The organism is Bacillus sp. AFS077874 (assembly GCF_002566505.1).
Taxonomy (GTDB): Bacteria; Bacillota; Bacilli; order Bacillales; family Bacillaceae_G; genus Gottfriedia.
The window spans coordinates 348,843-362,821 of record NZ_NUYF01000007.1; the positions used below are offsets into that span (position 1 = coordinate 348,843).

A 13,979-nucleotide genomic window follows, 5' to 3' on the forward strand; every position below is an offset into this window, starting at 1 on the left:
TTAAAAACACCTTCTCGTTTAATTTTCTATTCCAACATCTAACGTTTTAATTACTTTAGCTGGACTTCCTACTGCACAACTGCAAGCTGGGATATTTTTTAAAACTGTTGATCCTGCCCCAATGACTGACCATTTTCCAATCTTTATGCTAGGTATAATAGTTGCAGCAGCTCCTATATGTACACCCACATCTATTTCAACATTCCCAGTTAATGTTGCATTCGGTGAAATATGGGAGTAATCACCAATGGTATTATCATGTTCAACAACTGAACTTGTATTAATAATGCAATGATCCCCAATCTTTGCTCCTGCATTTATAACGGTTCTAGGCATTACAACAGTTCCATTCCCAATGATCGCTGATGGGCTTACTATTGCTGTAGGATGAATAATTGATAAATATTGGTCTCTATTTATATTTAATAAATTTACTATTTTATTCCTAAGTTCATTATTTCCAATTGCAATGATTACTTTAACTTGATCGTAAAGGTACTTTTTTATTGCATTTACGGGACCAAATACCACATCGTTATCTCTTACTTCAATAGTATATTTATCATCCAAGATAGCGATGATTTCATGATTCAAAGAATAAGCCATTTCTTGTATGACTTTGCTATGTCCACCATTTCCTACTATGATTATTTTCATGTTACATCACTTCATATGAACCTTTAAATTTTTCCATCGTAACTTGCCCTTGCTGGCTAATACCCTCTTTCTTTATCACTTTGATAAACGTTAAGAATAAAATTTTCAAATCTACCTTAAGATTTTGATTTTCTACATACCAATTATCAAATTTGAATTTTTCTTCCCAAGTAATTGCATTTCTTCCGTTCACTTGAGCCCAGCCAGTTATTCCCGGCCTAACATCATGGCGCAGCATTTGTTCTTTCGTATAAAGAGATAAATATTCCATTAAAAGCGGTCTAGGCCCCACTAGACTCATCTCACCTTTAACAACATTTATTAGCTGAGGAAATTCATCTAAACTAAATTTTCGAAGGAATTTCCCAAAATTAGTTAATCTTAATTCATCTGGTAATAGCTCCCCATTTGAATCCTTTAAATCAACCATCGTGCGAAATTTATATAAGTTGAATGGTTTTCCGTATAATCCTGGTCTTTTCTGTGTAAATAGAATAGGTGAACCCATTTTGAATCTAACCATGACTCCAACAACTAGGAGAATTGGAGAAAATACAATTAATAACATTAGAGAAATAATTAAATCGATCATTCTTTTCATATGATGGGACCCCCTATTTAGGCTTACTTACATTTATTTAGATTGAGTAACGTAGGGTCTGTATTTAATAAATAATTTCATTTACAAAATCCCGTGTTATGATCAACATGTTCATTACCTTTTTTGTAAAAGCTTTCAAGAACCTCTTTTAGTTGCTCCTGATTCAAGTTAATTGATTTCGAGGTTTCCATATAATTAATTTGAAACAATTAGATTACCTGATTTAGAAATAAATTGGTCAATTTCTGAAACTTGATCATAGCCATTAGGATTGCTTTTTTGCCAATTCCAGGCATCATCGCACATGTCGTTAATATCTAAGGTCGCTTCCCACTCTAGCTCCGCCTTTGCTTTCAAAGGATTTGCATAACATATTGCTGCATCACCCGACCGACGTTCCGTAATCGTATAGGAAATTTTTCTTCCGGAAGCTTTTTCGTATGCTCTAACCATTTCCAGCACGCTAAATCCCTTACCTGTTCCAAGATTATATGCATTGATCCCTTTTTCATATTCTAGCTTTTCAAGTGCTTTTAAATGGCCTTTTGCTAAATCAACGACATGAATGTAATCCCTCACACCTGTTCCATCCGCTGTTGGATAATCATTTCCAAAGATACATAAGCTCTGTAACTTTCCTACTGCTACCTGCGATAGATAAGGAACTAAATTGTTTGGCGTTCCTTTTGGATCATCACCAATCAACCCACTTTTATGTGCTCCCACGGGATTAAAGTATCGCAATAGAGCAATGCTCCAATTATGGTCGGAGTTATATAAATCCCCCAGTATCTCCTCTATCATTTGTTTTGTGCGACCATATGGATTTACTGCTCCCAAAGTTGTCTCTTCAGAAATTGGTACTTGTTCTGTAGAACCATATACAGTCGCCGATGAGCTAAAAACGAGTTTCTTTACTTGGAACTTATTCATCGTTTCACAGAGGTTAACTGTACCGACTACATTATTTTGGTAATACTTTAGTGGAACTATATTTGATTCACCTACTGCCTTCAGACCAGCAAAGTGGATTACGGCATCAATTTTATGTTTTAGAAATACCGCTTCAAGCATTTTTAAATTTAATAAATCCACATTATAATAATGAAATGATTTACCCGTTATTTCCGATACTCGCGTTAAAGCTTCAGGTTTACTATTTGAAAAATTGTCCAAAACAATAATTTCATATCCCTTATTCAAAAGCTCTACACAAGTATGGCTACCAATATATCCCGCTCCACCTGTTATTAATATCTTCATAACTTACCTCCTCCAGTTTTCCATAAGCTTTTAAATCGTAAATTTATTCACTTTAACAAAATAAATAACTGAGTGAATTACATGGGAGTCGGATAAAACTTCTTAAAGCTGAAAGAGAGTCAATTCTTCAAATACCTCATGCTATATGCTCTTAAAAACATATCCATAGCGGTTACATTTTTGATCCGCACAAGTGTCCTTATGATTTTTTGTAAATTACTCCGCTGATTTGGAATGTTAAATATCTCCTGAACTATGTCACTATGCATTATTGTATTTATCATTTTCTTTCGATCGGTGCTACTTAATGAACAATCTGGCAAGTAGTAGTTAGTGAATACAAATGTAAGTTCATATTGGTAATAAAGATACATCGTATTAATAGAATCGCTACTAGACACTTCGTTAACTAGCTTTCTTAGATTCTTGTATAGTTGAGTTTGTATTTCATATTTATTATGGTAATAACTATTAATAAGGCTACCAACATTTTGATGATATTCATAAAAAATACGATTATCAATTGAGCAACATTTTGAATGTTTAAAATACGAAATGTTAAACAGGGCATCCTCACCTAAATTAAAATCTACCCCAAAACGAATATTATTAAGTTTTATAATTTCACTACGATATAATTTATTACACGGAGAATATGCTAATCCCCTGTCTAGTAAATTAATAAACAAATCAATTAATGCCGTACCACGAGCACTCAATAGTTCATCCACTGTATATTTATTATGAGTTTGAGCATTCTTAATATTTTCAATTCCACAGATTACAATGTCAGAATTGTCCTGCTCAATTCGAGAAACCATTGCTTCTAAATAATTTAGTGGCAATGTATCGTCACTATCTGTGAATTGAATGTATTCCCCTCTTGCGATTTTCAAGCCCATATTACGGGCATATCCCGGTCCATGATTTTCAATTTGTATAACCTTAATTCTTTCGTCCCTATGTGAATAGTCTAAACAAATTTCTTTACTCTTATCTGTTGAACCGTCATTTATGAGAATGACTTCAAGTGATTTGTATGATTGTTGAAGGATACTTTCAATGCATCTTGATAAATATTTTTCTGAATTATAAATTGGTATAATAACACTTACTAACCCGCTAACGCTCATTAATTTCCCTTAAAAGTGATTTTGTCAAAACTTAAACCTCCTCTATTAGGTTATAAATCTGATCCATCATACACTTCATTTCAAAATCATTAGCTCTTAGTTTTGACGTATTTTTATATTTCAGAATTGATTTTTGATCTTCTGCAATCTGAATTAGTGCTTCAGTTAAACCTTTTTGTGAATTATCAACTAGTAACCCATACTTCCCGTTATCCAATATTTCCTCTGGACCGCCACATTTTGTCGATACAATTGGTATACCTAAAAACAATGCTTCTAATAGAACGATACCAAACGGTTCACTAATCGCAGAATGAATATAGATATTTGCATCATTTAAGTAAGCATATGGATTTAGTTGCTTACCCAGGAAAAAAACAACTTCATTAATATTTAACTTTTGCGTTAAATTCTTTAAGTTATTTTCTTCAGGTCCGTCACCAATAATATACAATCTTAGCTTATTATTCTTTTTGTAGCCTTCTAAAAATGCACGTATTAAGCGATCAATTCCTTTATCCTCATGCAACCTAGCAATAGTTATTAAGTTAATCAAGCTCTTATCAATTACTAATTGATAATCCTCATGCATTTTGCTCATAATCTTATCAGGTACAACAGCATTGTAAATTTTTTCAACAGCTGTATTTGTTTGAGTTACATTAATAAATGATTTTTTGCATTTTTCCGAAACAGTAATAATACGATCAAATTTGTTATAGCACTCTGTTTGTTTTGCTTTTGTTATATGACTTTCGAGTCCAAAGTTCTGATATCCCATTTCACCATGAATCCATGCTATTTTCTTCGAATGAGTGTTTCTAGAGGCTGCCACAATTTTCTCTGGCATTCCTGTCTTAAATGATATTTCAATATCAAACTCCTCATTAAAAAGTTTTTTGTAAAGAAGGCGCGGACTAATAAAACGCAAAACTCTGTATATGCCTTTATATTGATTTTTAAATAAAAAAACATGCTTTACCGAATTTGGTAATGCATGTTTAAGCTCTCCACCGTCAAATAGTGTTCCGACAGTTATACTATATTTGTTTCGATCCATACTATTAATAATGTCTATTAAAAGTATCTCAACTCCACCCATTACCATTCGATCTAATAAAAATAATACTTTTTTCTTCATTACTTTAAACCAACCCTCCTACTTATTAGGGTTTTTATCGGATTAAAACTCATAATTAATTGTATTAACCAGTTACCTGGAAGTGAGAGTAATATAATTAATTTACTAAAAAATGTAATTTTTTTATTTAATAGTTTATTAATTGGCTTTTCGACAATATCTTTTGTTAGTTTTTTTGCAGTATTTTCATGAAGACTAGTCCCATTTGTCGCATTTCCCGCACATATATCGAACAGCATCCTACATTTTATATTTAATATCCTTGCTTCTAAAACCTTATCGTAAGTCATAATATTTTTTTCACTAAAGAAGCTTTTTATTTCTTCAATTGCATCGAGTTGATCAAACTGTTTATTATTAAATCCTTTTCTTAAAGTACTTCCGTCACGCTGAATATAATAATATAAAGGTTCATCAACTGATACGATCTTATTAGACTTTAAAAATAACTTATATGTTGTAAAAACATCCTCATATATTTTTCCTTTTGGATATCTGATATAATCAAACAATTCTTTTTTATAAAGCTTATCCCAAGCATAATCAAATAGAGATCTACTCCCAATTAATTCTTCTAATGCTTCCCAAGAAGTATAATGAACGGTTTTCTTTGTGTTGGTGAAAACTTCTCTATTTGAGTATTTTCTAATATGACCACACACTGCTATGTCGCAATGTGTTTCTATAAATAAATTGTATAGTTTTTCATACATTTCATCTTTAATATAGTCATCACCGTCAATGAAACCAATAAAATCACCAGTAACTACTTCTAATCCCGCATTTCTTGCTGAACTAAGTCCCCCATTTGATTTATCTATCACTACAATTCTTTTATCGTTCTTTGCATAAAAATTAATTATATCTATCGTTTTATCAGTCGATCCGTCATTTACAACGATTATTTCTAAGTTTTTAAATGTTTGTGAAATAATAGACTTTAAACAATTTCCAATATAATCTTCGACATTAAAAGCAGCTACTATTACACTAATTTTCATCTAAACCCTCTCTTTATGCTCAATAATTTTGCAAAAAACAATATGATAATACTATTTTTTGTACTAATAATTCCTTTTAAAATATAAGTTAAAGGATCTCGGGTACTGCAATCCTTTAAATACTTTTCCTCTTTTATCAATACGTTTTGTATAAATGCTAACTTTTCTTGCTTAGTGAATTGACAGGATTTTTTATATAAATCCATGATACCTGCCATAAAATCTTTTATTAGAATTCGATCTAGCATAGGCTTATTATCATCCAGTAATCCCCAGTATAGTAAAGTTTCTTTTATTTTTTCTAACAATGACATTCGGATTTCTAAACGATTAGGTCTAAATTTGGAGACCAAACCTTCGCCTGATTTTACTCTGTAATTTATTAAAGCCTGATTTATTAATTTAACAAAACTTATATTTTTTGCGACTAATAAGTTAAAACTTAAATCCTCCCCAATATCTATATTAGTAGGAAAGCTTATATTATTAAGCTTTATGTAACTTGTTAAGTAAATCTTATTCCATGGAGCATTAATCATTTCATTCCCAATAAGGGAGATTGCAATTTTTCTAAATTCATCTTTCGTATTAAGTTGTACAGACTCTCTTATAGGGCTTTTAAATGATGAGAATTGACCATCCTTTACAATGTTATAACCATATACTAGCATTTGAGTATTCTCTTCTATTTCAGATGTCACAACACTTAGAAAGTTATCATTGTAATAATCATCTGAGTCAAGGAAGGTAATATACTTTCCACTCGCTTGGTCGATTCCAAAGTTCCTTGCATAACTTACACCTGAATTTTTAATTGTAAATAGCTTAATTCTTGGATCATTGATGGCTAGTTCTTCACAGATTTTAAGACTACAATCAGTTGACCCATCATTTACGACGATAATTTCTATTTCATTGTAAGCTTGTGCTGTAATGCTGTTAAGCGCTTGTTTTATAGTGTTCTCGGCATTATACATTGGAATGACTATCGTTAGAAATGGTATTTGCATTTAATTTTCCCCTTTAATTTTTGCAGAGTGTATTTTATGTTGAAAAAATACTAGTGTAAGCGGCACTACTACTTATTTGGTAATAAAAGAATGTTAAGAAACATACTAAAATCCCAAAATAAATTAATTGATTAAAACTGAATTTCTTAAATATTGAAGTAAGTTTTGGAATGAGTAAAACTCCAAATAGTGTAAAATAATCTGCTATCCTAGCAATAAAAACATAATTATAAGATATCACCATTAACATCGTACCGATTACATAGAGATTCACTAGATGGTCACTATTAGGATATTTAATTTTTAATGGTTTTCTCCAAATATATAAAAGAACTAATGGAACAATAAATATGAAAATCCTCAGAATATTAACCCCATAATACCCCTCTGTTAAAGAACTCAAATAGGTACTATACTTAGTATTTACAAGCATAACTGCTAAAATATTAACAAAAGTTCCAAATGAAACTGCAAATACTATGCAAGAAATTATGGTTAAAATTGTCCACTTTGACCAAGCTCTCTTTTTATAAATAAAGTATGCAGGTATTAAAATTAAAGCTGAATAATGAAAAGTTGATGCAATTAATACACAAATAAAATACTTTTTGAATTCTCCTTTATTTACATATCTTATTGCCCAAAATATTATACTAACGGCTAAATATTGTCTCATAATATTAAAACTAGTCATATAATAGCCTACACAAATAAATAGTAATATACTTAACTCAAACTTCTCACTAAACCTTGCAATTGTGGAAACGATTAATGCATTGGTTATTACAGCACAAACAAAGATAAGTAGTTGCGGTTGAGGTGAGATCTTATACAATAGCCAATTTAGTAAAGCAAAACCTGGTTCTAGATTTAAGGAAAAAATAGCTTTTAAATCCATATTTCCTATGTCTGAGTACTCATTTCTATAGATCCATTCATCACTATATAGAGCATTTAAATACCTCAATCCAGAAAAAAGTATTAATCCAATTAGAACAGTAAATACAAAATATTTATTATTAATAAATTGACTGTTCTTAACAAATCCAAACCTTTTTGCTAACCACCCATAGCAATAAGCAAAAAATAAAGTTAAAACATAAGGTATCAATGTAACCCATCCTTACCGAAACATTCATTTTTGTCGCTAAACAAACAGCAGTATTTTTGTGATTTCGATCGCACAAAATAAATTCGATTTTTTAATAATTATTTTCTTTTATTCTTAAATCTTTTAATCTCTTTATTATCAAATCATCGTATTTGCTAGACTATTTACCACTTGATTTACGTCATACTTTTTAATTAAGCGATTGGCGTTTAAAGCCATTTTTTCTAATAACAACCTATCTTTATATAGTAATTCGATTTTGTCCGCTGTTTCATTCGGTTCGTTAATTGGTACTAAAAACCCATTTATATTATCTTCAATTAAATCTCGAATACCTCTTATATTTGTACCAACAACTGTTTTCTCACATGCCATTAACTCCATTATATTTCTAGGTAATCCTTCCCTTTGAGATAAAAGAATACCCATATCACATGCTATAATTAGCTCATTTATATCATTTCTAAAACCTAAAAAATTTATATTATCCTCTAATCCTTTAACCTTTACATTATTCTTTAAACTTTCAAGCATTGGACCATCACCAGCGCAGATTACCTTGACGTGAATCCCTCTCTTTTTAAGAATTTCGACTGCATTAATCATTTGCTTATGATTTTTATTTTGATTTACTTCAGCAATCATAAGGATCACAAAGTCATCTATACTTAAATTCAATTTTTTTCGAATCTCTTCCTTTTGAAATAAGTTCAAGTTATAGGATGTAAAATCTACTCCAACACCATGAATTTTATGGATTTTGTTTATATTAAATTTCTGAGCTCTCTCATAGTCTTCGGTATTCATTGTTATGATTGTGTCAGTGAAGTTACTCATTATTTTTTCGATAGGATAATAAATACACCAATTTAAAAATGGAGCACCTTCATAAAAGTGAAAACCGTGAACTGTATAAATTGTTTTTATCTCAGGAAACTTTGCCTTTAATAGTCTCCCGTAAAGCGCGGCTATTGGAGTATGAACGTGAACAATATCATATTTATACTCCAATTGTATTTTTATGAGAGCTCTAAAAGCACTTATATTTTTGAGGTGAAATGGATTCCTTGTAAAAGGAATATCAAAAACTTTAACACCTTTCTCAGTTAAATTTTTATCAATCTCAATATCTATCGAACAAGCACAGTCAACAATATTCCCATCACTTATTAGTTTTTCAATATGTGGAACTAAAAAGGCATTAATGGTTCTACTCAAAGTTGTAATATATAATATTCTCTTCATAATTTTACCAATTTCCCTTTTTAAACCATTTCGGTTCTATTTTTTAAAAAAACTAGCCAATAATATCAATAATTGATGTGGCTTCTTCTTGCATAAATCCTTTTCCTGCAACAATGATCATGTCTTCTATTCTAGATTCAATAGTTTCTTATGCAATAATTGCTGGTTTAATTGCTTTTTTACTTTCATTTATTTGAACACCCTTTTAACTTAGCCTGATATTGAAAGTATTTCTGCTGCATTAACTACCCCATTTGAAATATTCAGTAAATTATGTTTGAGAATCTCCTGATCTAATGTTGAGTGCGTTAAGATTAATTCGTTTATTTCATCAATATATAATTTTGATGTTTTTCCGACATAAATTTTCGGGTAAATTTGCTCTTCATACACTTCTTCCTTATTCAATAACTCTTCGAAAAGCTTTTCCCCTGGGCGTATTCCAGTAAACTCAATTCCCACTTCATCAATTGTGTTACCGGAAAATTTTATTAAGTTTTTTGCAAGATCAACAATTTTTACAGGCTCACCCATATCCAATACAAATATTTCTCCTCCGTTAGCCAGGGCTCCAGCCTGGATTACAAGCTTTGATGCTTCAGGAATCGTCATGAAATACCTAACCATATCTGGATGTGTTACTGTAATTGGTCCACCTTTTTCAAGTTGTTTTTTGAATAAAGGAATCACACTACCTCTGCTACCTAAGACATTTCCAAATCGAACAGCAACAAATTTAGTCTTACTATTTCGATCCAAATGTTGAATCATCATTTCTGCCAATCTTTTTGTAGCCCCCATTACACTTGTTGGATTTACTGCTTTGTCAGTTGAAATCATAACGAACGTTTCAACGTCCAATAGACTAGCAGCAGTTGCAACATTCACTGTTCCAATGATGTTATTTTTAACTGCTTCTTCAGGATTTTGTTCCATTAATGGAACATGCTTATGTGCAGCAGCATGATATACCACATGTGGACTATGTTTTTTCATAATTGACATCATTTTCTTCTCATCTTGAATGTCTGCAATTTCTGTAATAAATTCAATCGAGGTATTTTCGAATTGCTCTTTTAGTTCCATATTTATTGTATAAATGCTATTTTCACCATGTCCTAATAAAATTAAAGTACTTGGATTAAACTTTGAAATTTGCCTACAAATTTCCGATCCAATTGATCCACCTGCACCTGTTACTAATACAACCTTGTTTGTTATTGAATCAGAGATCATTTCAATGTCCAATTCAACAGCCTCACGCCCTAATAAGTCTTCAACCTGGACGTCACGAAATTGGTTTACAGATACTTTTCCAGTCATAATATCCTCTAGCATAGGTAGAATTTTTGTTTTTGCTTTCGTTTTAGTACATTCTTGTAAAATTTTATTTAACTCTTTTTTTCTTAAAGAAGGAATTGCAATTATTATATTGTTTATATCTAGTTTATTTACATAATGGTCAATCTGGTTTACCCCACCCACTACAGGGATTCCTAATATATGTAAATTTTGTTTTTTTACATTATCATCGATAAATGCTACGGGTATTAATTCTGAGTCATAATTTTTTAACAATTGTCTAACTACCATCGTCCCAGCAGCTCCGGCACCAATAATAAGTGTTCTATTTTTATTCTCTGTATTCTTCTTAAACGAATCAGTGTATATTCTCCAAACTAGACGAGTTCCTCCAATTAACAAAATATGCAGAAGCCATGTTACAGTTAGTAGACGGAAATACATTTCGTGTATAGTCAGTTTCTGTACGATTGCAGCGCAAAGAATTGAGTAGGTAATTGCTTCAAAGATAATAATTAATTCCCCTATGCTTGCATATTCCCATGCCTTCTTATATAGCTTAAATATAAAAGAAAAAAAATGATGGCTAAGTAATAATGTGATTGAGCTAATAACGATTGGTGCATTAAAAACTCCAATTCCAGGGTTTACTAAAAATCGACTAAAGAAAATTGAAGTTAATACAATAAATGAATCTAAGAAAATAATAAAAGAAACTCTTTGTCTATATGTCACATTACTTACTCCTTTTCTATACGATTTTCACCTTAAATTTTTAAAGTCTTTAACTATTGNNCAATAGTTAAAGACTTTAAATTAAATAATGGGCATCTAACCCAACCTCACATCACACTCTCGACGACTTGCGTCTAAGGTATCTACAAACCCACAGCATAACCGAGTGCCTTCATTGATAGAGGTAAGAAGACATCACCTTTTCAAATCCTCTTTGTTCTTAATAAAGAACAAAATTATAAAATTAAAACTCAATTTTTAACAATATACTCTTACCTCTTATTATTAAGAATGATTCCAACTAAATTTGAACTATTGGCTAAAAGTTTTTTAGCTTGAATAAGATCATTATTTTCCGTTTTCCTATAGCGAACAACTAATATTACACCATCACAATAGTCTGAAAAAATTTTAACATCAGCGACTTCAAGAACAGGTGGAGTGTCAATCAAGACCATATCATACTGATTAGTTGCAGTCTCAATTACTGATTTCATTAATTTTGAACTAAGTAGATCAGCCGCATTGACAGCCAACGATCCACTTGTTAATAAATCTAAGCCTTTAATTTCCGTTTGTTTTATTGCATCTTCTAATCTGGTATCCCCTGTTAATACATTACTTAACCCAACTGAGTTATTAACTTTAAAAGCAGAAAATAGCATCGGGTTTCTTAAATCGGCATCAATTAAGAGAACCTTTTTTCCAAGCTGTGTAATTGATATTGCTAGATTAGCTGCAGTCGTTGATTTTCCATCATTATAATTTGGAGAAGTAACAATCAAAGATTGTGTTTTACGCCCATCCATTGATCCTAGTAAATTAGTTCGAATTGTTCTATACTCTTCAGAAATTTTACTATTTGGACTTTTAGAAGTTACTAGATTGATTTTGTCTATTTTGTTTGATGATTTTATGCTCTTTAGCTGCACGGTAATCCCCCTTCATATTAAGTTTACTCTCAATCTTACTTAACGAAGTATTTTTCTTATTCATTTTAGAAATAGTTCCAAAAACAGGAATTCCAAGTAAATCCTCAACACTTTGCTCTGATCTTACCGTGTCATCCAATGAATCTAATAAAAAGATGAGAGCTATACCTAAAACTATTCCTACTAAAATTCCATAAATGATATAACTGCTATAGCTATCGTTAGTCGGTACAGTATTGACTTCTGCATATGATAAAAACTTAATATCTTTAAATCCTAATAAACCTGGCATTTGATTCATAAAAACATTTGCAGTAGTATTTGCTATTTCTGCTGCTAATTTTGGATCTAAATCAACTGCAGTGATTTGAACTACTGATGAACCATTTATACTTTCAGCTGTAATTTCTTTACTCAACTCATCTGGTGTCGTATTCAAGTTCATCTGATTAATAACTTTTCTCAGTAATGATGGCTCTTTTACCATTACCAATAGGGTGTTCATTAATTCTGGTGTTTTTGCATTTACAATTAATTTAGAAGATGTTGAGTACTGTGGCATGGTAAAATAGTACGTGTAGATTCCACCTAAACTAGTAAATAAACCAATAGATACTAAAAGGATCCAAAAGCGTTTCTTTATGATTCCATATAACTTTTTAATGTTAAATTCATTTTCCATACTTATCACCACTTTTTTCAATATTTTATTTGCATTTCTTTCATTGGGATCTATTCAATATATAGAAGGGATTAAATAAATCTGTTATACTTCCAAGCTTCCTAAAATAACCAAAGTTAATATTCAAATAATTTCGTTATATTGAACAGTACTTTGGTTAATAATCTATATTTAATTGAAAACAGATAAAAATATTTAGTATTTTCTGAACTTTACAAAAAACACTATATTCTATATAACGAACACAAAATCAAGAAAGTTTGCCATACTTTAACTATTTGTCTATTTTATATAATATTTTCATTTTATTGAAAACTGGAAATTATCTTAATTATAGATTAAATTCTAATTCTTTATAAAGAACAAGTCAATAATATTCTTTTAAATTTACATCCTTTTTACTAACTTAAAAGACGGTTAACATAGAGCTATTTTATTTATATTAAGAACTCTTTAAAAGAAGAATTTTAATTTGAAAAAATCACATGTCATATAGGGAAATATCACAATACTTGAAATTTTTTTGTAAAAATTTGGTAATATTTCCAACCTTCTTTGGGGATTCTAGTTTTAGCTTATGATGAAGGGAAGTAATAATATGGAACAAACTCTATACGAAAAATATGGTGGAGAGGAAACAGTAGGAAAAGTGGTGGACTATTTTTACGATGAATTAGTACTAAAAGATGAAACTGTCAATCACTTCTTCGAAAAAACAGATATGGATAAGCAGCGTCGCCATCAGACAAAATTTATCAGCTTTGCTTTAGGCGGACCAAACCAATATTCAGGAAAATCAATGTCAAAAGCCCATGAAGGCATGAATATTCAACCTGAACATTTTAATGCAATTGCCACTCATCTTCATGATGCTTTAGCACATTTTGGGGTTAGTGAATCAGATATCGATCAGGCCCTAACGAAGGTTGAGTCACTTAGAGATGATATACAGTATAAATAATTTTTATAACGAATCTACTGTTTATTTAAGATTGAATATAGTTTTCTTCACTTACATGGAGTGCTAGTTATCTTCTAATGACTCTATACATCGAAAGACAAGTCTTCAGTCAGTATAAAAGTTTTATATTAAACTTTTATACTGACTGGAGCTTTCTCAATTCCGCATAGCGTAGGACTAAAAAACTTAAAAAGCGAAGAATTAC

At 30.8% G+C, this 13,979-nt stretch carries 13 protein-coding genes; 1 reads left to right on the forward strand and 12 read right to left on the reverse strand.

Features of this window, described 5'->3' with window-relative positions; all coding sequences use genetic code 11:
* Nucleotides 1–18 precede the first annotated feature (18 nt).
* The 12 genes from COJ46_RS07725 to COJ46_RS07780 all read right to left on the reverse strand — a co-directional run bounded on the left by COJ46_RS07725 (nt 19) and on the right by COJ46_RS07780 (nt 12,813).
* A complete protein-coding gene (locus tag COJ46_RS07725) occupies nt 19–657 on the reverse strand; it encodes an acetyltransferase (RefSeq protein WP_097974979.1) in 639 nt (212 codons plus the stop codon).
* 1 nt (nt 658) lies between these two features.
* Complete coding sequence (locus COJ46_RS07730) at nt 659–1,258, reverse strand: sugar transferase (protein ID WP_097974977.1); 600 nt, start codon at nt 1,256–1,258, stop codon at nt 659–661.
* 195 nt (nt 1,259–1,453) lie between these two features.
* Nucleotides 1,454–2,521: a UDP-glucose 4-epimerase GalE gene (galE, locus tag COJ46_RS07735; RefSeq protein WP_097974975.1), complete on the reverse strand. Its 1,068-nt coding sequence runs from the start codon at nt 2,519–2,521 to the stop codon at nt 1,454–1,456.
* Nucleotides 2,522–2,640: 119 nt separating this feature from the next.
* Nucleotides 2,641–3,654 carry a glycosyltransferase family 2 protein gene (locus tag COJ46_RS07740; protein ID WP_097974974.1) on the reverse strand — a complete coding sequence of 338 codons (1,014 nt, stop codon included), beginning with the start codon at nt 3,652–3,654 and terminating at the stop codon, nt 2,641–2,643.
* Nucleotides 3,655–3,685: 31 nt separating this feature from the next.
* On the reverse strand, nt 3,686–4,795 hold the full coding sequence (locus tag COJ46_RS07745; RefSeq protein WP_097974972.1) for a glycosyltransferase: 1,110 nt from the start codon (nt 4,793–4,795) through the stop codon (nt 3,686–3,688).
* Nucleotides 4,795–5,796, reverse strand: coding sequence for a glycosyltransferase family 2 protein (locus COJ46_RS07750; protein WP_097974970.1), 1,002 nt, complete (start codon nt 5,794–5,796; stop codon nt 4,795–4,797). Before COJ46_RS07750 ends, COJ46_RS07745 begins: the two co-directional genes overlap by 1 nt.
* Nucleotides 5,793–6,806, reverse strand: coding sequence for a glycosyltransferase family 2 protein (locus COJ46_RS07755; RefSeq protein ID WP_097974968.1), 1,014 nt, complete (start codon nt 6,804–6,806; stop codon nt 5,793–5,795). The genes COJ46_RS07750 and COJ46_RS07755 overlap by 4 nt, the downstream gene beginning before the upstream one ends.
* Before the next feature lie 34 nt (nt 6,807–6,840).
* Nucleotides 6,841–7,917 (reverse strand): EpsG family protein, encoded by a 1,077-nt coding sequence (locus tag COJ46_RS07760; protein ID WP_097974967.1) that lies wholly within the window; start codon nt 7,915–7,917, stop codon nt 6,841–6,843.
* 138 nt (nt 7,918–8,055) lie between these two features.
* Nucleotides 8,056–9,162, reverse strand: coding sequence for a glycosyltransferase family 4 protein (locus tag COJ46_RS07765; protein WP_097974965.1), 1,107 nt, complete (start codon nt 9,160–9,162; stop codon nt 8,056–8,058).
* A gap of 210 nt (nt 9,163–9,372) precedes the next feature.
* Nucleotides 9,373–11,199, reverse strand: a complete 1,827-nt coding sequence (locus COJ46_RS07770; RefSeq protein WP_097974963.1) for a polysaccharide biosynthesis protein — start codon at nt 11,197–11,199, stop codon at nt 9,373–9,375.
* Between the two features lie 272 nt (nt 11,200–11,471).
* Entirely contained in the window at nt 11,472–12,131 is a 660-nt protein-coding gene (locus COJ46_RS07775; protein WP_097974961.1) for a CpsD/CapB family tyrosine-protein kinase, read from the reverse strand.
* The gene (locus tag COJ46_RS07780; protein ID WP_097974959.1) at nt 12,070–12,813 is read right to left on the reverse strand and encodes a YveK family protein; all 744 of its coding nucleotides are present in this window, start codon (nt 12,811–12,813) and stop codon (nt 12,070–12,072) included. The genes COJ46_RS07775 and COJ46_RS07780 overlap by 62 nt, the downstream gene beginning before the upstream one ends.
* A gap of 598 nt (nt 12,814–13,411) precedes the next feature.
* Here COJ46_RS07780 and COJ46_RS07785 point away from each other — a divergent pair.
* On the forward strand, nt 13,412–13,774 hold the full coding sequence (locus tag COJ46_RS07785; protein ID WP_097974958.1) for a group I truncated hemoglobin: 363 nt from the start codon (nt 13,412–13,414) through the stop codon (nt 13,772–13,774).
* The last annotated feature ends 205 nt before the right edge of the window (nt 13,775–13,979 follow it).